Source organism: Streptomyces nanshensis (assembly GCF_001751255.1).
Lineage (GTDB): Bacteria > Actinomycetota > Actinomycetes > Streptomycetales > Streptomycetaceae > Streptomyces > Streptomyces nanshensis_A.
This window is the reverse complement of record NZ_LJGW01000375.1, coordinates 1-20,981: the sequence shown is the minus strand read 5'-3', so window position 1 is coordinate 20,981 and position 20,981 is coordinate 1. Positions and strand designations below refer to the sequence as shown.

Below are 20,981 nucleotides of genomic sequence, written 5' to 3'. Positions count from 1 at the left end.
GCGGGCCCGGCGTCACGTCCCGGGCGTACGGCCCGTCTCCACGTCCTGACCGCTCTCCCCGCCCTTCCCGTGCTCCGCGCGCTCCTCCGTGTCCACCGTCAGCGCGAAGTGCACGGTGCCGCCCGTCGTGCGGCGCAGCAGCGTCCGGTGCATGAACGGCACCAACACCCCATGCAGCATCGGGTACTTGGTGCGCAGCGTCCGCGCCGCGTGCCGGTCCTCCGCACCGCCGCGCTCCAGCCGCCGCAGCCGTACGGGCAGCGGGTGTCCGGGCCGGTTGCCGAGCGCGGTGGCGGGCGCCACGAGAGCACGCGGATCGCGGGCCAGGCGGCGGGACTTCACGGAGTTGACGAAGCTGCGTACGTAGGCGTGCTCGTCCTCGACGGCGATGCTGACCGGGGTCGCTCCGCTGCGTCCGTCGCGCCGGTACGTCGTCAGCAGCACCGTCTTCTGCCGTACGTACGGGGCGAGTTCGGGACGTGCGGCCGTGGCGGTGCCGCCCGTCACCCAGCCCAGTCCGCGCAGCCGCACCGTGAACGCCGCCGCTGCCGCCAGCGCCGCGACGGCGAGCACCGGGATCTGCCAACTCCCGCCGCCCAGGCTGAGATCCGCGGCGTGGTTCGCGGTGTGCGCGGCGCCGGCGACCACGAAGCCCGCGAGCACGGTCAGCAGCGCGTCGTACCAGACGCAGCCCAGCAGCAGCGCCGCAGCCAGCCCGAGCTGGAAGGCGCCCACATCGTGCAGGAAGTGCTCCGCCGCGTGGGCCGCCTCCCCTCCGTGGGCCGGTACGGGGAAGCCGACGGTCCGCGCGAACGAGTACGGAGCCGCGAGACACCACACGCCCGCGACCGCCGTTCCCAGCCCCGCCAGCAGGGCCACCGTCACCCCGAACCCGCGTCCGCGCCCCTGGACCGGGCCGCTACGCGTACCGTCCCGCGTACCTGCCTGCGCCATGTCGCTCCTCGCCTTCCTCGTCGCGCGGCGACCGCGCACGGCACCACCGCGGGACCGCTGTGGAACCGCCGTAGGACCGCCCGTACGGTCACCGCATCAGAACCTTCTCCCCACCTCGACGGTGCGCGGCCGCCGTTCGTGACACGGCGGGCGCGACGGGCCGCCCGATGACGTACGTTCGGCGGTATGAGCCCTTCCATCGCCACCAACACCCGGGTCGAGCTGGCCGAGCTGCTCGACTTCGTACGCCCGCGGCACCGTGCCCTTCTGATCACCCGCCGCTCCGACGGCGCCCCGCAGGCGTCTCCGCTGACGTGCGGCGTGGACGATGCGGGACGGATCGTCGTCGCGACCTATCCGGAGCGGGCCAAGACCGTGAACGCGCGCCGCGATCCGCGCGTGAGCGTCCTCGTGCTGTCCGACGAGTGGAACGGCCCGTGGGTGCAGATCGACGGCGACGCCGAAGTCATCGACGCCCCGGACTCGGTGGAGCCGCTCGTCGAGTACTTCCGCAACATCTCCGGCGAGCACCCCGACTGGGACGAGTACCGTTCCGCGATGCTCAAGCAGGGCAAGTCGCTGATCCGCGTGACACCGCGGCACTGGGGGCCGATTGCGACGGGCGGCTTCCCCGCGCGCCTCGCGGACTGAGCCCGCGCCTCCCCTCGCTGCCAGGGCGTATGCGCACGATGACCGCCTGTCGCCGCTCCGCCGCAGGTCGGCACGGGGTGCCGGTCTCCTGTGTCGGGCTGCGAGGTCCGCTCACGGGGGTCAGAATCGTGTGTGCGGGGGTCCTTTCGCGGGAGGCGGTCGCGTCCCTGACGGACTGTGCCCGTACACCCGCTGCGCCCGATCGTTAAGGGGAGTTGACACAGAGATGACCACGACAGTGCCCATGGCCACTCTCGCGCCGTCACGGCCGCTGAGCACACACGCGACGGGCGAGGACGAGCTGCCACTGCCGCCGGGCGTATGGCTTGAGGCACCGCTGTGGCTGCTGGCGGGCGTCGAGGACGAGGAAGAGCTGAGCTTCGAGCCGAACATCTGGCGGGGCATCGACTGAGCGGTACGGGCGGTACGGCGCCGCACGGCGCACGCCCGACGGAAAGCGGACGGCCGGCAGCCTCACAGGGCGGCCGGCCGACGGCCGGTACGGAACCCGACGGAGCCGACGGAACCGGACGGCACAGAACGGGAGCGGACGGAACGCGACGGGACGGGAACGGCCCGTCGTCCGTCAGGGCTTCCGTCCGACGCCCGCGTAGATGAAGGCCTCGGCGTCCGACATGACGGAGGGCTCGTCCGGCCGCCAGCGGTGCGTCGGCGTCAGACCGGGTTCGATCATCTCCAGCCCGTCGAAGAAGACCTCGATCTCCGCCTTGCTGCGGATCTGCACGGGGGTGCCGCCCTCGTCGAACACCTGCTTAACACGGGCGAGTTGGTCCTCGTCGTAGAAGTCGGCGGTGGCGTGCGAGAGCACGAGGAAGCTGCCGGGCGCCAGCCGGCCCAGCATCGAGCGGACGATCTCCTGCGGTCCGTGCTCGTCCGGTACGAAGTGCAGCAGCGCCAGCAGCGACAGCGCGACGGGCCTGCCGAGGTCGAGGGTCTCGCGGACCTCGCGGCTGTCGAGGACGGAGTCGCGGCGCACGTCGGCCTGTACGTAGGCGGTGCGGCCCTCGGGGGTGCTGTGCATGAGGGCGTCGGCGTACTCCAGCACCAGCGGGTCGTGGTCGGCGTAGACGACGCGGCAGTCGGGAGCGGTCTCCTGCGCGATCTGGTGCAGGTTGGGCGAGGTGGGGATGCCGGTGCCGATGTCGAGGAACTGCCGTACGCCGTGCTCGCGGGCGAGGTGGCGCGTGACGCGGTGCATGAAGTCCCGGTTCGCACGGGCTCCCGTCTCGGCGACGGGCAGCGCCTTCTTGACCTTCTCCGCGGCGTCCCGGTCCACCGGGAACCAGTCCTTGCCGCCTAAGAGATAGTCGTAGAGCCGCGCCGCGTGCGGTCGGCTGGTGTCGATCTCGGACGGTCCGGTCACCGGTTGAACTCCTTCCGCAGATGGTCGAGGTAGGTGCGGGTGTCCGGCAGCAGCTCGGCGGCCAGCCGCGAGATGCGGGTGTAGGCCTCCAAGTGGGCCACGACGTCCGGACGTTGGTCGAAGTACACGGCGCTGGTCAGGCCCACCTCGGTGTAGACGATGTCCTGCAGCTCCTGCTCGTGGAAGCGGAAGTACGTCATATGGCCGCTGGTGCCCGAGTGCGCGCCCGCGGACAGCGGCAGGATGCGCAGCGTGATGCGCGGGTCCGCCGCGACCTCCATGACGCGTTCGATCTGGGCGCGCATCACGGCGGGTCCGCCGACCTCGCGGCGCAGCGCGGCCTCCTCCAGCACGACCCACAGCTTGGGCGCGTCCGGTTTCTCCAGCAGCGCCTGTCTGCGGATGCGCAGCTCCACCCGGCGCTCCAGGTCCTCCTCCGGCTCGTAGGGGAAGCCGGCGCGGATGACGGTGCGCGCGTAGTCGCGGGTCTGCAACAGGCCCGTCATGTAGTGCGGTTCGTAGACGCGGATGACCTCGGCGGCCGTCTCCAGGGAGACATAGGCGCGGAACCAGTCCGGCAGGGCCGTCTTGTAGTTGTGCCACCAGCCGGGCTCGTTGGCGCGCTCGGCCATGTCCGTGAAGTCGCGGGCCTCTTCGTCGGAGACGGCGTAGAGCCGCAGCAACTCCCGTACGTACGGGATCTTCAGGCTCACTTGAGCGTTCTCGATACGCCGGATCGTCAGGTGACTGACGCTCAGCGCCCTCGCGGCGTCCTCCAGCGGGATGTCCCGGCTCTCCCGCAGCTCCTTCAGCCGCTTACCGAGGACGATACGCAGCACCGTGGGCGCACTCTGGCCGCTCGGCAGTGCCTCGCTCAACGCACAGGCTCCTGACCGCGACGGGCCTCGCGGGAGGCCGACCTGAAGCTCAAGTGTCCCTGGCCGTCGCGTAGTTGTGAGGTGATCGGAGAAAAGGACGAAGTCGTCTCGAAACTATCAGAGCGTTCAGGCAGCACGGCAGGCCCCGCACCACGTGACGTGGTGCGGGGCCTGTTGCCGGGATCCGGCGGCGGTCCGGCGGCCGACCGGCCGTACGGTTTCCGCCTCAGCCTGTCACTTGCCCTTGAGCAGCGTCTTCCCGGTCGCCGCGTCGATGACGGCGCGCTTGCCCAGTTCCTTCTTCAGCTCGACCTTCGTCTTGTCCGTGACGATCTGCTTGGTGCAGAAGTCGGCCTTCTTGTCCTTCTTGGACCAGCCCGAGACGATCACGAGCTTCTCCGTCTCCTGCACATGGGCGCCGTACTTGGTCTCGCAGCCCCCGTGGCCGACGGTCACGGTCAGGGAGTCGTCCTTGCCCGTGACGGGAAGCTGTGCGGCCTCCAGGGGCAGCATGTCCAGATGCCTGCCCTTGGTCTTGTCCACCTTCGGCCAGGTCTGCTCGATCTGCGAGGCGCGCTTCTCGAAGCGGGTCTGCTTCTCGGGCGTCTCGCTGCTGACGGTCTGGTCGCTGCCGCCGCATCCCGTCGCCGTGAGGGCCAGGGCGGCCATCGCCGGAGCCAGGACGAGCGCGGCCTTGCGTCGGGTGGAACCTGTCGTGCTGCGTCGCATCTTCGATCTACCTCCTGCTTCACCGCTCTGACGGGAGAGATCCCCACGAGGTTCCGGCCGGCGGCCGATCCGTCCGCGATTTTCCGCGTCGTCGCAGGTCACCGCCGGTGAAAACAGACCGGAGAAACTTCGGGCGACCCGGGATCCGGGGGCGTACGGGCGTGTACGGGGGTGTACGGGGTGCTCGCGCCGCCGCGTCCGTACGGTCCCGCTGCCCGTACGGCTTCCGTCCCGTACGGCTTCTCCCGTAGCGCACACACGGCGGCGCCCGCCCCCGTCGGCAGGGGCGGGCGCCGCAGAGCGTGGCGAAGGCGGCCGTCAGACCGCCAGGGCGCGGTCGTTCGGGCCGATCGGCGACGGGAGCGCGCTGGCGCCCATCAGATGACGGTCGACGCCCTTGGCCGCCGAGCGGCCCTCGGCGATGGCCCAGACGATGAGGGACTGGCCGCGGCCCGCGTCACCGGCGACGAAGACACCGGGGACGCTGGTGGCGTAGTTGCCGTCGCGCGCGATGTTGCCCCGCTCGTCCAGCTCGACGCCGAACTGCTCGACGAGTCCGTTCTCGCGGTCCACGCCGGTGAACCCCATGGCGAGGGTGACCAGTTGGGCCGGGATCTTCCGTTCGGTGCCGGGCTTCTGCTCCAGCTTGCCGTCCGCCATCTCCACCTCGACCAGGTGCAGCCACTGGACGTTGCCGTCCTCGTCGCCCTCGAAGTGGGTGGTGTTCACGGAGTAGACCCGCTCGCCGCCCTCCTCGTGCGCGGAGGTGACCTTGTAGAGCATCGGGAAGGTCGGCCACGGCTGGTGCGGTGCGCGCTCCTCCCCCGGCTTCGGCATGATCTCGAGCTGGGTGACGGACGCCGCGCCCTGCCGGTGCGCCGTACCGACGCAGTCGGCGCCGGTGTCGCCGCCGCCGATGACGACGACGTGCTTGCCCTCGGCGGTGATCGGGGAGACCGTCAGGTCGCCCTCCTGCACCTTGTTGGACAGCGGCAGATACTCCATCGCCTGGTGGATGCCGTTCAGTTCACGGCCGGGCACGGGCAGATCGCGGGCCGTGGTGGCGCCCGCCGCGATGACGACGGCGTCGTGCCGCTTGCGCAGCTTCTTCGCGTCGATGTCGCGGCCGATCTCCACCTCCGTACGGAACTTGGTGCCCTCCGCGCGCATCTGCTCGATACGGCGGTTGATGTGCCGCTTCTCCATCTTGAACTCGGGGATGCCGTAGCGCAGCAGCCCGCCGAGCCGGTCGGCACGCTCGTAGACGGCGACGGTGTGCCCGGCGCGGGTGAGCTGCTGTGCCGCCGCCAGCCCGGCCGGGCCGGAGCCGATGACGGCGACGGTCTTGCCGGAGAGGCGGTCGGGCGGCTGCGGCGTGACATGGCCGGCGTCCCACGCCTTGTCGATGATGGTGACCTCGACGTTCTTGATGGTCACCGGCGGCTGGTTGATGCCCAGCACACACGCCGACTCGCACGGCGCGGGGCACAACCGCCCCGTGAACTCGGGGAAGTTGTTCGTCGCGTGCAGCCGCTCGATGGCGGCGACCCAGTCCTCGCGGTAGGCGAAGTCGTTCCACTCGGGGATCAGATTGCCCAGCGGACAGCCCTGGTGGCAGAAGGGGATGCCGCAGTCCATGCAGCGCCCGGCCTGCTTGCTGACGATGGGCAGCAGCGAGCCCGGTACGTACACCTCGTTCCAGTCCTTGACCCGCTCCTCGACGGGACGGGACTGCGCGACCTCGCGGTCGGTGTTCAGGAAGCCACGGGGGTCAGCCATTGGTCGCCGCCTCCATCATCTTCTCGTGGGTCTCGGACTCGCTGAGTCCGGCTCGCTCGGCGGCGTCCTTGGCGGCGAGCACTGCCTTGTACGTGGCGGGGATGACCTTGCGGAAGCGCCGGAGCGAGGCGTCCCAGTCGGCGAGCAGGGTCTCGGCGACGGTCGAGCCGGTCTCCTGCTGGTGGCGCCGCACGACGTCGTGCAGCCATTCCCTGTCGGTCTGGTCGAGGCCGTCGTATCCGTAGACGGCGTCCCGCAGGCCGGAGTTGACGTGGTCCGGGTCGAGGTCGACGACGTAGGCGACGCCGCCGGACATGCCGGCGCCGAAGTTGCGGCCGGTCTCGCCCAGGACGACGGCCGCGCCGCCCGTCATGTACTCGCAGCCGTGGTCGCCCACGCCCTCGGCGACGACGACGGCGCCGGAGTTGCGGACGCAGAAGCGCTCGCCCACGCGCCCGCGCAGGAACATCTCGCCGCCCGTCGCCCCGTACGCGAGGGTGTTGCCGGCGATCGTCGAGAACTCGGCGAGATGGTCGGCGCCGCGGTCCGGACGCACCACGAGCCGTCCGCCCGAAAGTCCCTTGCCCACATAGTCGTTGGCGTCGCCCTCCAGGCGGAGCGTGACGCCGCGCGGCACGAACGCGCCGAAGGACTGGCCCGCCGAGCCGGTGAAGGTGATGTCGATGGTGTCGTCGGGCAGTCCGGCGCCGCCGAACTTCTTCGTCACCTCGTGTCCGAGCATCGTGCCGACGGTGCGGTTGATGTTGCGGATCGTCACCTGGCCGCGTACGGGCTGCGCCTCCTGCGCGGAGTCGGCGGACAGCGCGTCGGCGGAGAGCTTGATCAGCTCGTTGTCGAGGGCCTTGGCCAGGCCGTGGTCCTGCTCGACGGCCTGGTGCATGACGGCGCCGTCGGGCAGATCCGGTACGTGCAGCAGCGGCTCCAGGTCCAGGCCCTGCGCCTTCCAGTGGTCCACCGCCCGGGAGACGTCGAGCAGTTCGGCGTGCCCGATGGCCTCGTCGAGGGTGCGGAAGCCCAGCTCGGCGAGGAGTTCGCGGACCTCCTCGGCGATGAACTGGAAGTAGTTCACGACGAATTCGGCCTTGCCGTTGTAGCGCTCGCGCAGCACCGGGTTCTGCGTGGCGATGCCCACCGGGCAGGTGTCCAGGTGGCACACGCGCATCATGACGCAGCCGGAGACGACGAGCGGCGCCGTCGCGAAGCCGAACTCCTCCGCGCCGAGCAGCGCGGCGACGAGCACGTCACGTCCGGTCTTGAGCTGCCCGTCGGTCTGCACGACGATGCGGTCGCGCAGACCGTTGAGCAGCAGCGTCTGCTGGGTCTCGGCCAGGCCCAGCTCCCAGGGGCCGCCCGCGTGCTTGAGCGAGGTGAGCGGCGAGGCGCCCGTACCGCCGTCGTGCCCGGAGATCAGCACCACGTCGGCGTGCGCCTTGGAGACGCCGGCGGCGACGGTGCCGACGCCGACCTCGGAGACGAGCTTGACGTGGATGCGCGCCTTCGGATTGGCGTTCTTCAGGTCGTGGATGAGCTGGGCGAGGTCCTCGATGGAGTAGATGTCGTGGTGCGGCGGCGGCGAGATGAGGCCGACGCCGGGCGTGGAGTGCCGCGTCGTGGCCACCCACGGATAGACCTTGTGGCCGGGGAGCTGTCCGCCCTCGCCGGGCTTGGCGCCCTGGGCCATCTTGATCTGGATGTCGTCGGAGTTGACGAGGTATTCGCTGGTCACGCCGAAGCGCCCGGAGGCGACCTGCTTGATCGCGGAGCGGCGTGCCGGGTCGTAGAGGCGTACGGGGTCCTCGCCGCCCTCACCGGTGTTGGACTTGCCGCCGAGCTGGTTCATGGCGATCGCGAGCGTCTCGTGCGCCTCCTGCGAGATGGAGCCGTAGGACATGGCGCCGGTGGAGAAGCGCTTGACGATCTCCTCGACGGGCTCGACCTCCTCCAGGGGGACGGCGGGCCGCTCGTCCTTGAACTGGAAGAGGCCGCGCAGCGTCATCAGCCGCTCGGACTGCTCGTCCACGCGCTGCGTGTACTGCTTGAAGATGTCGTAGCGGCGGGCGCGCGTGGAGTGCTGGAGGCGGAAGACCGTGTCCGGGTCGAAGAGGTGCGGCTCGCCCTCGCGTCGCCACTGGTACTCGCCGCCGATCTCCAGCGCGCGGTGCGCCGAGGCCACGCCGGTGGCCGGGTAGGCCTTGGCGTGCCGGGCGGCGACCTCCTTGGCGACGACGTCCAGGCCGGCACCGCCGATCTTCGTCGTGGTGCCGTGGAAGTAGGTGTCGACGAAGGACTCGTCCAGGCCGACGGCCTCGAAGACCTGGGCGCCGCGGTAGGAGGCGACGGTGGAGATGCCCATCTTCGACATCACCTTCAGCACGCCCTTGCCGAGTGCCTTGATGAGGTTGCGGATGGCCTGTTCGGCGTCCATGCCGCCGGGCAGGAACGTGCCTGCGCGGACCAGGTCCTCGACGGACTCCATCGCCAGGTAGGGGTTGACCGCGGCGGCGCCGTAGCCGATGAGCAGCGCGACGTGGTGCACCTCGCGTACGTCGCCGGCCTCGACGAGCAGCCCGACCTGGGTGCGCTGCTTCGTACGGATCAGATGGTGGTGCACCGCGGAGGTCAGCAGCAGCGACGGGATCGGTGCGTGCTCGGCGTCGGAGTGCCGGTCGGAGAGGACGATCAGCCGGGCGCCGGCCTCGATGGCGGCGTCGGCCTCGACGCAGATCTCCTTGAGCCGGTCGGCGAGGCCGCGTCCGCCGTCGTGCACGCGGTAGAGGCCGGAGAGCGTCGTGGCCTTGAAGCCCGGCAGGTCGCCGTCGGCGTTGATGTGGATGAGCTTGGCCAGCTCGTCGTTGTCGATGACGGGGAAGGGCAGGGTCACGCTGCGACAGGACGCGGCGGTCGGCTCCAGCAGGTTGCCCTGCGGCCCGAGCGAGGAGTGCAGCGAGGTGACGAGCTCCTCGCGGATGGCGTCCAGCGGCGGGTTGGTGACCTGCGCGAAGAGCTGCGTGAAGTAGTCGAAGATCAGCCGCGGACGGTCCGAGAGCGCCGCGATCGGCGAGTCGGTGCCCATCGAACCGATCGGCTCCGCCGCGGTCTTGGCCATCGGCGCGAGCAGGACGCGCAGCTCCTCCTCGGTGTAGCCGAAGGTCTGCTGGCGGCGGGTGACGGAGGCGTGGGTGTGGACGATGTGCTCGCGCTCGGGCAGGTCCGCCAGGTCGATGAGCCCGGCCTCCAGCCACTCCCCGTACGGCTGCTCGGTGGCGAGCTGCTCCTTGATCTCGTCGTCCTCGATGATGCGGTGCTCGGCGGTGTCGACGAGGAACATGCGGCCCGGCTGGAGGCGTCCCTTGCGTACGACGCGGGCGGGGTCGATGTCGAGGACGCCGACCTCGGAGCCGAGCACGACGAGGCCGTCGTCGGTGACCCAGTAGCGGCCGGGGCGCAGCCCGTTGCGGTCGAGGACGGCGCCGACCTGGGTGCCGTCGGTGAAGGTGACGCAGGCGGGGCCGTCCCAGGGCTCCATCATCGTCGAGTGGTACTGGTAGAAGGCCCGGCGGGCGGGGCTCATCGAGTCGTGGTTCTCCCACGCCTCGGGCACCATCATCAGCACCGCGTGCGGCAGCGAGCGTCCGCCCAGGTGCAGCAGCTCCAGCACCTCGTCGAAGGTCGCGGAGTCGGAGGCGCCGGGGGTGTTGACGGGGAAGATCCGCTCCAGCGCCCTGCGCTGCTCGCCCTCGTCGCCGGCGCGTGCGAACAGCTCGGAGGAGAGCTGGGACTCGCGGGCGCGCATCCAGTTGCGGTTGCCCTGGACGGTGTTGATCTCGCCGTTGTGGGCGACGAAGCGGTACGGGTGGGCCAGCGGCCAGCTCGGGAAGGTGTTGGTGGAGAAGCGGGAGTGCACCAGGGCGACGGCGCTGGCCAGGCGGCGGTCGGAGAGGTCGGGGAAGAACGGTTCGAGCTGCCCCGTGGTGAGCATCCCCTTGTAGACGAGGGTGCGGGAGGAGAGCGACGAGAAGTAGATCCCGGCCTCCCGCTCGGCGCGCTTGCGCAGCACGAAGGCGAGCCGGTCCAGCGCGATGCCCGTACGGGGGGCGCCGGTCTCGGCGTCCGTCGCCGCGTCGGCCACGAAGAGCTGCCGGAAGGACGGCATCGTCGCGCGGGCGCCGGGGCCCAGCAGTTCGGGGGCGACGGGCACCTCGCGCCAGCCGAGCACGGTGAGACCCTCTTCGGACGCGAGCGTCTCGATCTGCGAGACGGCTTCGGCGGTCTCGGTCTCGTCGGCGGGCAGGAAGGCGATGCCCACGGCGTAGGCGCCGGCCTCCGGCAGCGCGAAGCCCGCCGTCTCGCGCAGGAAGGCGTCGGGGACCTGGAGCAGCAGGCCCGCGCCGTCGCCGGTCTCCGGGTCGGCGCCGGTCGCGCCGCGGTGTTCCAGGTTGCGCAGTACGGTCAGCCCCTGCTCGACGAGGGCGTGGCTGGGTTCACCGCTCAGGGTCGCCACGAAGCCGACACCGCAGGCGTCGTGCTCGTACCGGGGGTCGTACAGGCCCTGCTCGGCAGGGTGGGCCGCCTGAAACGATGCACGCATCGGCTCTCCCGTCGTCGTCGTGGCTGTGCTCCCCCGGCCGCGGTGCCTGGGGGGCGCGAAGAGCGAGGGACGACGCTGGCCCTCTGAAGAACAAATTTCCGTGAAGGTTACATGGTGGACCAGACCTCGAAAAAAAGATGCGACGTCTCGGATCGTGGGCGCGACGACCGCATGGCGATACGGAGTGGGTCGGTCCGCCGTACCTGCGGCCGGGGTGGGGGTGGCCCCTGCGCCGCAGCTCGGTGGTGGGCCCGGGCGGGCGTCGTTGCTCGCGGGCCTTCCGGCTTTTGCCCCGGCCCCCGGGACCTGAAACCGAGAGGTAACAAACTGCTCGGCCGGGCGGGGCCGCTCCCCGGCGCCTCCGCCCGGCCCGCGCTCACCCGAGGGCCACTCCGAACGCGGCGCCCAGTCCGTAGGTGACGGCCGCCGCCCCGGCACCCAGCGCGAGCTGCCGCAACCCGCTGAACCACCACTGCCGCGCCGTCACCCGGGCCACCATCGCACCGCACGCGAAGAGCCCGGACAGGGCCAGCACCACCGCGTACCACAGCGAGGTCGCGCCCAGCAGATACGGCAGCACCGGCAGCACCGCGCCGACGGAGAAGGACAGGAACGAGGAGACGGCGGCGGTCGTCGGGGAGGGCAGGTCCTGCGGGTCGACGCCCAGTTCCTCGCGGGCGTGCGTCTCCAGCGCCTGCTCGGGGTCCTTGTGCAACTGGCGGGCGACCTCGGCGGCGAGTCCGGGGTCCACGCCGCGCGCCTCGTAGACCGCCGCGAGTTCCTTCAGCTCGTCCTCGGGGTGGCGCCGCAGTTCACTGCGCTCGACGTCCAGTTCGGCCTGGACGAGCTCGCGCTGCGAGGCGACGGAGGTGTACTCGCCGGCGGCCATCGAGAAGGCACCGGCGACCAGGCCCGCGAGGCCGGAGATGACGATCACGCGGTTCGAGGCGTCGCTGCCGGCGACGCCCGCGACGAGTCCGAGATTCGAGACGAGTCCGTCCATGGCGCCGAAGACGGCGGGCCGCAGCCAGCCGCCGTTGATGTCCCTGTGGGTGTGCGTGCCGCTCTCCGCACCGCCCTGCGATTCGTGCTCGCGCTCCATGACCGCCATGTCTCGTCCGTCTCCGTCCGCCCCGGCCGGGACGACTCGACGGGCCGGGACAACTCGACGGTATGCGCGCGCCACCGGTCCTGCCAGCAAGGAAGGCCGAACTTACCCGGGGGCGAAGGTGCCCTCCGGTCGCCGGTGCGCACCGCTCGCGGCGCCCGGGCGCCGGACGGCGGCCCTGCGCGTACACGGGACGACGGGACGCCTCAACACGCCTGTGGGCCACCCGAGTTCACGGGTGGCCCTCCCCTGCCGGGCGCCGGCGGCCGGACGTTGAGGGGCGGCCGGTGCGCGGCTGCGGAGCGTGACGTCCCGGGCGGCCGCCGAAGACCGCTTCGTACACAGGGGGTTGACGGTTACGGCGCGGGGACGCAGGATGCGGGCCGTGGCTGTAAACGTTTCCAGCTTCTCCCCGGTCCTTCGCGGCCCAGGTCACAGCGGTGGAGCGACGACAGACGAACCGGAGCCGAAGGGCGGGCAGTTGTGGTGACGACAGGGGGGCCGCCGACCGTCGAGACGATCGCGGAGCGTGCCGGAGTCTCCATAGCGTCCGTCTCGCGGGTGCTCAACGGGCACGGTGCGCGGCCCGAGACCGTACGCCGTGTGGAGCGCGCCGCCGCCGAGGTCGGCTATGTGCCCAACGCCGTGGCCCGCTCCCTCAAGGGCGGCCGCACCCGTCAACTCACCTTCGCCATGCAGGACATCGGCAATCCCGTGTACGTCGCGATGGTCCGGCAGATACAGACGATCGCCAAGGCCCAGGGCTACCGGCTGCTGCTGCACTCGACCGACGCCGTCGCCGAGGACGAACTCGCCGTCGTCCGCAGCCTCGCCGACCGTACGAGCGACGGGCTGATCCTCTGCCCGATCCGCATCACGCCCGAGCATCTGGAGGCGCTGCGCACCGCCGCGCAGCCCGTCGTCGTCATCGGCTCGCTGCCCGAGGACGACGCCCCGGTCGACAGCGTCCGCGCCGACTCGGTGACCGGCGCCGAGCTGGCCGTACGCCATCTCGTCGCGACGGGCCGGCGCCGCATCGCCTTCGTCAACGGGCCCGCCGACACCGTGCCCGGCCGCAACCGGCGGCGCGGCTACCACCGCGCGCTGGAGGTCTCGGGGCTGACGGCCGACCCGGATCTCGTGGAGACCACCGAGTTCACCGTCGAGGACGGCGCGCGCTCCGTGCACCGGCTGCTGGACCGGCACGGCGACGGCGCGGACGGCGGCACCGGCGGAGCCCGCGGGCCGGGCGTCGACGCGGTCTTCTGCGCCAACGACCAGCTCGCGCTGGGTGCTTCGCAGGCGCTGCACTCGCGGGGACTGCGGATCCCGGAGGACGTGGCGGTCGTCGGCATGGACGACACGGTGCTGGTACGGGCCGGGTGGCCGCCGCTGACCAGTGTCGACCTCGGTTCGGCCGAACGCGGCCGGATAGCCGCCGAGATGCTGCTGGAGCGGATCGCCGGGCAGGAGCCGCAGACGCCGCCGCGGGTGCGGACCGTCACGCCCGAACTGGTCGTACGCGCCTCCTCCGCCCCGGCCAACTCCCCGTCCCCGACCAGCTCGTCGTCCCCGTCCCCGGCCAACTCGTCCCCGTCCCCCGGGGAGGAGGCCCCGTGAGCGTTACCGCACCGGGCACACCGCCCGGCACCGCACCGTCGGCCGCCAGCGCCGGCAAGCCGCCGCCGCGATCCGTACGGGAGCACCGGCGCGCCCTCGGTCTGGACCGGGACGCCTGGTTCCTGCTGCTGCCCGCCCTGCTGCCGATCCTGCTGCTGAGCGCCGGTCCGCTGCTGTACGGGCTGTCGCTGGCCTTCACCGACGCTCAGTCGGGCCGCACGGAGGTCACGGAGTTCACCGGCCTCGCCAACTTCGCCGATCTGCGCCTGGATTCGCTCTTCTGGGACTCCTTCACCATCGGCCTCGTCTGGGCGGTGTCCGTGACGGTGCTCCAGTTCGCGCTGGCGCTCGGGCTGGCCGTGCTGCTCAACCAGAACCTGCGCTTCCGGTGGCTGGCCCGTACGCTCGCGCTCGTCCCCTGGGCGATGCCCGAGGTCGTGGTCGGCGTGATGTGGCGCCTCGTCTACAACCAGGACGCCGGCATCCTCAACGCGACGCTGCGCGACCTGCATCTGATCTCCGAGAACGTCGACTGGCTGGCCGGGGTCTCCCTCGCGCTGCCCGCGGTGATCGTCGTCGGGGTGTGGGCGGGCATGCCGCAGACGACGGTCGTGCTGCTGGCCGGACTACAGAACGTGCCGCTGGAGCTGCACGAGGCCGCCGCGCTCGACGGTGCGGGCCGGTGGCGGCGCTTCGCCGCGGTGACATGGCCGGCGCTCAAGCCCGTCGTGCTCGCGATCACCGCGCTCAACTTCATCTGGAACTTCAACTCGTTCGGCCTGGTCTACGTGCTCACCGGCGGCGGGCCGGGCGGCGCGACCCGGCTGCCGATGCTCTTCGCCTACGAAGAGGCCTTCCGCTACGGCCAGTTCGGCTACGCCGCCGCGATGGGCCTGGTGATGGTCGCCGTCATCGCCGTCCTGCTGACGGTCTTCCTGCGCAACCGGCTGAAGGAGGAGGACCGGTGATCACCGACCGCTCGCCCTTCGCACGCGCCGGGCAGTATCTGGCCCTGCTGTGCTATCTGGTCTTTCTCGCCTTTCCCCTGCTGTGGCTGGTCTCGACGGCCTTCAAGTCCCCGCAGGAGCTGGGCTCGGTGGACGCGGAGTGGCTGCCGCGGCACCCGTCGCTGGACAGTTTCGCCGCCGCCTTCGAGCAGCAGCCGCTGGTGCGTTCGGCGCTCAACAGCCTCGTCGTGGCCTCGTGCGCGGCGGCGCTGTCGGTGGCGGTCGCGGTGCCCGCGGCGTACGTCATGGTCCGCTACCGCTCGGTGGTCGGCAGGGCCGCGACGGGCTGGATCCTGGTCAGCCAGATGTTCCCGTTCGTGCTGGTGATCATCCCGCTGTTCCTGGTGCTGAAGAGCTTCCACCTCGTCAACTCCCTGTCGGGGCTGATCCTCGTGTACGTCGTGTGGAACCTGCCGTTCGCGCTGTGGATGCTCCAGGGCTATGTACGCGCCGTGCCCGCCTCGCTGGAGGAGGCCGCCGCGATCGACGGCTGCGGACGGCTGCGCACGCTGCGCAGCGTGGTGCTGCCGCTGCTGACGCCGGGGGTGGTGGCCACCGTGATGTTCTCCTTCGTCACCGCCTGGAACGAGTTCTTCTTCGCCCTGGTCCTGCTCAAGTCCCCGGAGAAGCAGACGATGTCCGTGATCCTCACCCACTTCATCGGTGCGGAGGGCGCCGCCGACCTCGGGCCGCTCGCGGCGGCGGCGCTGATGGCGACCCTCCCCAGTCTGCTGTTCTTCGCGCTGCTCCAGCGGCGCCTGGTCAGCGGCGTGCTGAGCGGGGCGGTGAAGGGCTGATGCGGCGGCGCGACTTCCTCACGGCGGCGGCCGGTTCGGCCGGTGCGGCGGGTGCCACGGCGCTGCTCGGCGGCTGCGCCGGCTCCGCGGACGGCGCCTCGGGCCCCCTCCAATACCTCAGCCTGGCCTGGCAGAAGGAGTCCATCGAGGTCAACAAGGCACTCGTGGCCGCGTGGAACGAGCACAACCCCTCGGCGCGGGTCCGCTATGTGCAGGGCTCCTGGGAGAGCGTCCACGACCAGTTGCTGACGTCCTTCGAGGGCGGCGAGGCGCCCGACGTCATCCACGACGAGGCCAACGACCTCACCGACTTCGCCCACGGCGGCTACCTGGCGGACCTGCGCCCGCTGCTGCCGCCGGACCTCAAGCGGCAGATCTCACGGGCCAATTGGGACACCGCGACCATCGAGGGCGGCGTCTACGGGGTGCCGTTCCTGCACGACCCGCGCGTCCTCGTCGCCAACCGGAAGCTGCTGCAGAGGTCCGGGGCGCGGACGCCCACCGTTCAACGGCCGTGGAGCTGGGAGGAGTTCGAGGACGTCGCGAAGGAGCTGACCGTACGCGGGCGTACGTACGGCGTCGCGTGGTCGATGAAGGAGCCCGTCAACCAGTCGGTGAACCTCACGCTCTCCACCGGCGGCGCCGTCTTCCACCGCGAGCGCGGAAAGGACGTCATCCGCTTCGACGAGCCCGACTCCGCCGTGGCCGAACTCATCCACCGGCAGGTCAACACCGACCGTACGGCGGCCAGAAGCAGCCTCGGCATGGCCGGTTCGGACACGCTGCCCGGCTTCTTCGCCGGGCGGTACGCGATCCTGCCGCTCAACTTCTCCTTCCGCCAGCAGGTACGGCAGCAGGCCCCCGACGGCTTCGAATGGGTGACGCTGCCGATGCCCGCCGGGCGGGGCGCACCGGGCGGGGGACAGCTTCAGGGCGTGAGCCCGCAGACCCTGTCGGTCGCGCAGGACACCTCGCGGAAGAAGGCAGCCATGGCGTTCATCGCGTTCATGACCCGGCCGGACCACATGGCCCGGCTCGCGAAGGGCGACTGGCTCGTGCCCGCCGGTACGGAGGCGCTGCGCGACCCCGCCCTCGACACCGCCGAGCACGGCTGGCGCACCGGGCTGCGCATCGCCTCTGATCTGCGGGCCTCCCCCGTGCTCGGGGTGCGCGGCTATCCCGAGTGGAAGGACAAGGTCGCCACGCCCGCCTTCCAGGAGTACTACGCGGGCAGCATCGGCCTCCGCGCGCTGCGCGCCAAGCTCGTCGACGACGGCAACCGCATCCTCGCCAGATACCAGCGCTGACCGGTGAGTTCGTCCGCGTACGCACCCGCCCTCGGCACCGCACCACCACCCTGCACAGAACGGCGACTCGCACCATGAGAGCAGCCCCCGCCTCCGCCTCCTCCCTGTCCCCGTCCCCCTCCGCCGACTGTCCGGCTCCGGCTCCGCCGGGGCACGGCACGGGCGGTCCGCCCGCCGCCGTCCTGCGGGAGCGGGCGCGCGGCGGGATGCTCGGCCTCGCCGTCGGGGACGCGCTCGGAGCGCCCGCGGAGAACATGAAGCCGTCGCAGATCAGGGAGCGTTGGGGCCGCATCGAGGGCTTCGTGGAGGAGGAGCCCGCGGGTACGGACGACACCGAGTACGCGATCTTCTCGGGGCTGATGCTCGCCGAGCACGGCTCGGATCTGACGCTCGCACACGTCGAGGAGGCGTGGCACCGCTGGATCGCCGCCCTCGACGAAGGGCCCTTCCGCGGCGCGGGGTTCAGCGAGCGCGGCACGCTGGAGAATCTGCGCCGCGGGCTGGCCGCGCCCATCTCCGCGCAGCACCGGCACGCGTGGAGCGACGGACTGGCCATGCGCGCCGCGCCGTTCGGGGTCTTCGCCGCCGGGCGCCCGGCGGAGGCGGCGCGGCTCGTCGCGCTCGACGGCACCGTCAGCCATGACGGCGAGGGCATCTACGGAGGGCAGGCCGTCGCCGCCGGAGTGGCCGCCGCGATGGTCGGACGGAGCACGGACGTGGTGATCGCCGCCGCGCTCTCCGTCGTCCCCGAGGACTCCTGGACGGCGCGTTCGCTGCGCCGGGCCGTGGCCACCGCGCAGCGTGCGCGGCACGACCGTGAGGCCACACGGCTGGGCCGGGAGCGTGCCGTGCGCTCCGCCGTCGTCATCGGCGGCTACCCGTGGATGGACCTCGCCCCGGAGGCGGTCGGGCTGGCCTTCGGCGCGTTCGCCGTCGCACGGGGCGACTTCCGTGACTCCGTGCTGACGGCCGTCAACATGGGCCGCGACGCCGATACGACGGCCGCCGTCGCCGGGGCGCTCGCCGGTGCGCTGGGCGGAGCCGGGGCCGTACCGGAGGAGTGGGCGCGGGCCATCGGGCCCGTACGGGGGAGCTGTCTGCCGTCGATGGCGGGCTATCACGTCCTGGACATCGCGGAGTTGCTCGCGCCTCCGCTGCCGCCGCCGTACGCGGAGGGCGGCGCGACGGACGCGAAGGACGGCGGTCACGGAAACGGCGACGGCCGGGACGGCGACGACGAAGACGACATCGAGGTCGAGGACGAGGACGGGGGTAGCGGGCGATGAGCGCGACGGACACCGAGGGCAGAGTCGTCAGGACACGCGGCGGCCCGCACCCGCCCGAGGCTCAGGAACCACCCGACGCACAGCAACCGGCCGACGCGCAACGGGAGTCGGCCGGTACGGGGACACCGCCCGGGGCGCACGCGCCGCGGGACGCGACGTCGCAACGGGACGACGGCCGGCCGCCCGCGGACCCCGCAGACCCCCGCCGCATCGAGGGGCTGCTCCTCGGCATCGCCGCGGGCGACGCCGCCGGCTGGCCCGCCGCCCGGCACCGCGCCTCCCGTATGCCGGAGTGGACGCGGCGGCTCACCCGCGAACTGGACACCTTCGCCGAGCACAACGCCACCACCACCCTGCCGGTGCCCATCGCGCTCAACCAGCCGCCCGAACCACTGCGGCTCGGGCCGTCCGACGACGCCGAATGGGCCGCGTTCACCGCGGAGTCGGTGCTCACGGCGGCGGGTGCGCTCCTGAGCGACCTGGGACGGGACCGGCGGATGCGTGCCGCACTCGACCTGGCCTGGAACGAGCTGGCGGGCGAGGTCGCCGCCGCCGCGGGACGCGCCCCCGAGGTGGAGTCCGCGGTGCTGCCGCTGCGCGCCCGCATCTCCGTACGGGCCGGGCTCGGCAATCTCGCGACGGGCCTGCGTCCGCCGGCGACCGGGCACGACAACCCGCACTACTTCGACGACGCCGCGTGCGTACGCGCCTGTGTGCTGGCCACCGTCCACCCCGGGAACCCGGGCGCCGCGGCCGACCTCGCCGAGTGCGACGCCCGCTACACCCAGGACGGCGACGGTGTGCACGGAGCGCGTGCCATGGCCGCCGCCGTCGCCGCGGCGCTCGGCGGCGCCGACGCGCAGGAGTGCGTCACCGCGGCCCTGGCCCAACTCCCCTCCGGCACCGAGATCCGCCGCAACGCGCGGCAGGCCGTACGCCTCGCACACGAGGCCGCCGCCGACCGGTACGGCAGGGCGGGCAGCGCCTTCGCCCTCGTACCGGTGCTGGAGCACGAGATCGTCGACCACATCTACAGCTACGGCATCGCCGCCGCCGAGACCGTTCCTGTGGCGCTCGCGCTCTGTCTCGCCGCCGGGGGCGCCGTCGCGGAGGCGGTGCCGGCCGCGGCCTGTCTCTCCCGGGTGGCGGACTCCGCGCCCGCGCTGGCCGGTGCCCTGACCGGGGCGATCGGCGGCGGCGCGGACATCCCCGCGAGCTGGCGCGAGGCGTGCCGCACCCTCTCCGGCTGTGCGCTGCCGCGGCTGGCCGGATACGACCTCGTCGAGCTGGCCGATCTGCTCGTACGCACCGAACTCACCACGCCCGAGGGCCCATCCGTGGAAGGACTGAACTGCGCATGACGCCGACACCGACGTCCACGCCGCACCCCGCACCGCCGCCGGCGGCGGAATCCGCGTCCGGCGCACAAGCGTCCGGCGAGGACTCCTCCGGCAGGCACACGTCCGGCACGGGCGCCTCGCCGTCCGCGGCGGACGCCGCCACGCCCACGCTGGAGGAGCGCGCCGCCGGCGCTCTGGTGGGCGCTGCCGTCGGGGACGCCCTCGGCGGCCCGGTCGAGGGGTGGAGCCCCGAACAGATCGTGGAGCGCCACGGCGGACGGGTGCAGGGCATCGTCGGCCCCTTCTACGAGGACTGGCGCCACGCCCGGCCCATCGCCCCATACCACAAGGGCGACGGGCACGTCACCGACGACACCCTCATGACGCACGCCCTCGTACGGGTCTACGAGACGGTGCGCGACCACCTCGGCGCGTACGACGTCGCCGCCCATCTCGTACCGGATCTGATGGGCACTCCGCGCTGGATTCCCGAACTGGAGGCGGAGGCACTGCCGTTGCAGCGCATCTTCCTCGCGGAGAAGTGGATCGTGGCGCGGCTCCACTACGGCCACGCCGATCCGCGGGAGGCGGGCGTCGGCAACATCGTCAACTGCGGTGCGGCGATGTACATGGCGCCGGTGGGGATCGTCAACGCCGGTCATCCGGCGGCCGCTTACGCCGAGGCGCTGGATGTGGCCGGGGCCCATCAGTCCTCGTACGGGCGGGAGGCGGCCGGGGTGTTCGCGGCGGCCGTCGCCTCGGCGTGCACGCCCGGCGCGACACCGGACTCCGTCGTCGCGGACGCCCTGGCCCTGGCCAAGGACGGCACGAAGGAGGCCGTCGCGGCGGTGTGCGAAGTGGCCGCGCGGTACGACGACTTCGAGAGCGCGCTGACGCCGCTGCGGGAGGCGGTCGCCCCGTACGACACCGTCGGGCCCGAGTACCGCAGCCCGTCGCTGGGCGCCCGCCGCCCCTCGCGGCTGCACTCGATCGAGGAACTGCCCGTCGCCCTGGGCATGTTGCTCGTCGGCGGCGCCGACTTCCGCCGTACGGTGCTCGGTTCGGTCAACTACGGACGGGACTGCGACTCGATCGCCACCATGAGCGGCGCCATCACGGGCGCGATGCGGGGCGTGGCGGCGGTGCCCGAGGAGTGGAGCACGGAGGTCGCCCGCGCCAGCAGGCTCGATCTGCACGCACCCGCGGCCGCGTTGGCGCGTGTGACGCGGGAGATCTTCGGCCGGGACCGGGAGCGCCGCCGGGCTCACGAGGCGGCCTTCGCAACGATCGCGGGCGACACGGCGGGCGCAGCGGACGGTGAGGCGTGATGGCCGCACCGCCCCAGGACACCGCGCCCGCCGGGCCGTTGGGAAGGCACGCGGCCGGTTCCCCGGGCCCGCTGCGTCTGACGTGGGTACAGCCCGAGGACCTGCTGGGGCACGAGTTGCGGCAGGCCGCCGAGGACGGCCGCGACGCCGCCGCGATCGAGCGGGTGTGGCTCGACGCGGGCGGCACGCTCGCACCGGAGCGCG

Annotated in this window: 16 protein-coding genes and 1 pseudogene; 10 read left to right on the top strand and 7 right to left on the bottom strand. The window is 72.1% G+C overall.

What is annotated here, in order from left to right; translation table 11 throughout:
* Window positions 1–12: 12 nt before the first annotated feature.
* Window positions 13–954, bottom strand: a complete 942-nt coding sequence (locus tag AN218_RS22165) for a PNPOx family protein (RefSeq protein ID WP_070018643.1) — start codon at window positions 952–954, stop codon at window positions 13–15.
* Between the two features lie 186 nt (window positions 955–1,140).
* Between AN218_RS22165 and AN218_RS22160 the strand changes: the two genes are divergently transcribed.
* Complete coding sequence (locus AN218_RS22160; RefSeq protein WP_070018642.1) at window positions 1,141–1,605, top strand: PPOX class F420-dependent oxidoreductase; 465 nt, start codon at window positions 1,141–1,143, stop codon at window positions 1,603–1,605.
* 226 nt (window positions 1,606–1,831) lie between these two features.
* The gene (locus AN218_RS36945) at window positions 1,832–2,017 is read left to right on the top strand and encodes a hypothetical protein (protein ID WP_146620486.1); all 186 of its coding nucleotides are present in this window, start codon (window positions 1,832–1,834) and stop codon (window positions 2,015–2,017) included.
* 174 nt (window positions 2,018–2,191) lie between these two features.
* On the opposite strand, the gene AN218_RS22155 is transcribed toward AN218_RS36945, so the two are convergent.
* From AN218_RS22155 to AN218_RS22130, 6 genes are all read right to left on the bottom strand, one after another.
* Window positions 2,192–2,989 carry an SAM-dependent methyltransferase gene (locus AN218_RS22155; protein ID WP_070018641.1) on the bottom strand — a complete coding sequence of 266 codons (798 nt, stop codon included), beginning with the start codon at window positions 2,987–2,989 and terminating at the stop codon, window positions 2,192–2,194.
* On the bottom strand, window positions 2,986–3,867 hold the full coding sequence (locus AN218_RS22150; RefSeq protein WP_070018640.1) for a helix-turn-helix domain-containing protein: 882 nt from the start codon (window positions 3,865–3,867) through the stop codon (window positions 2,986–2,988). The genes AN218_RS22155 and AN218_RS22150 overlap by 4 nt, the downstream gene beginning before the upstream one ends.
* A gap of 234 nt (window positions 3,868–4,101) precedes the next feature.
* Window positions 4,102–4,596 carry a hypothetical protein gene (locus AN218_RS22145; RefSeq protein WP_070018639.1) on the bottom strand — a complete coding sequence of 165 codons (495 nt, stop codon included), beginning with the start codon at window positions 4,594–4,596 and terminating at the stop codon, window positions 4,102–4,104.
* 318 nt (window positions 4,597–4,914) lie between these two features.
* Window positions 4,915–6,375: a glutamate synthase subunit beta gene (locus AN218_RS22140; RefSeq protein ID WP_070018638.1), complete on the bottom strand. Its 1,461-nt coding sequence runs from the start codon at window positions 6,373–6,375 to the stop codon at window positions 4,915–4,917.
* Complete coding sequence (gltB, locus tag AN218_RS22135) at window positions 6,368–10,984, bottom strand: glutamate synthase large subunit (protein WP_171908751.1); 4,617 nt, start codon at window positions 10,982–10,984, stop codon at window positions 6,368–6,370. Before gltB ends, AN218_RS22140 begins: the two co-directional genes overlap by 8 nt.
* Window positions 10,985–11,360: 376 nt before the next feature.
* Window positions 11,361–12,095 carry a VIT1/CCC1 transporter family protein gene (locus tag AN218_RS22130; RefSeq protein ID WP_070018637.1) on the bottom strand — a complete coding sequence of 245 codons (735 nt, stop codon included), beginning with the start codon at window positions 12,093–12,095 and terminating at the stop codon, window positions 11,361–11,363.
* Window positions 12,096–12,575: 480 nt separating this feature from the next.
* Between AN218_RS22130 and AN218_RS22125 the strand changes: the two genes are divergently transcribed.
* The 8 genes and pseudogenes from AN218_RS22125 to AN218_RS22090 all read left to right on the top strand — a co-directional run.
* Window positions 12,576–13,712 carry a LacI family DNA-binding transcriptional regulator gene (locus AN218_RS22125; protein WP_244900586.1) on the top strand — a complete coding sequence of 379 codons (1,137 nt, stop codon included), beginning with the start codon at window positions 12,576–12,578 and terminating at the stop codon, window positions 13,710–13,712.
* The gene (locus tag AN218_RS22120) at window positions 13,709–14,680 is read left to right on the top strand and encodes a carbohydrate ABC transporter permease (RefSeq protein ID WP_070018636.1); all 972 of its coding nucleotides are present in this window, start codon (window positions 13,709–13,711) and stop codon (window positions 14,678–14,680) included. Before AN218_RS22125 ends, AN218_RS22120 begins: the two co-directional genes overlap by 4 nt.
* Window positions 14,677–15,516 (top strand): carbohydrate ABC transporter permease, encoded by an 840-nt coding sequence (locus AN218_RS22115; protein ID WP_244900584.1) that lies wholly within the window; start codon window positions 14,677–14,679, stop codon window positions 15,514–15,516. Before AN218_RS22120 ends, AN218_RS22115 begins: the two co-directional genes overlap by 4 nt.
* Window positions 15,516–16,823: an ABC transporter substrate-binding protein gene (locus tag AN218_RS22110; RefSeq protein ID WP_070018635.1), complete on the top strand. Its 1,308-nt coding sequence runs from the start codon at window positions 15,516–15,518 to the stop codon at window positions 16,821–16,823. The genes AN218_RS22115 and AN218_RS22110 overlap by 1 nt, the downstream gene beginning before the upstream one ends.
* Before the next feature lie 74 nt (window positions 16,824–16,897).
* Entirely contained in the window at window positions 16,898–18,109 is a 1,212-nt protein-coding gene (locus AN218_RS22105) for an ADP-ribosylglycohydrolase family protein (RefSeq protein WP_079132452.1), read from the top strand.
* Entirely contained in the window at window positions 18,106–19,470 is a 1,365-nt protein-coding gene (locus AN218_RS22100; RefSeq protein WP_244900582.1) for an ADP-ribosylglycohydrolase family protein, read from the top strand. The genes AN218_RS22105 and AN218_RS22100 overlap by 4 nt, the downstream gene beginning before the upstream one ends.
* Complete coding sequence (locus AN218_RS22095) at window positions 19,467–20,777, top strand: ADP-ribosylglycohydrolase family protein (protein ID WP_079132451.1); 1,311 nt, start codon at window positions 19,467–19,469, stop codon at window positions 20,775–20,777. Before AN218_RS22100 ends, AN218_RS22095 begins: the two co-directional genes overlap by 4 nt.
* Window positions 20,777–20,981, top strand: a pseudogene (locus AN218_RS22090) (ADP-ribosylglycohydrolase family protein); the annotation flags it as partial. The gene AN218_RS22095 and the pseudogene AN218_RS22090, both read left to right, overlap by 1 nt.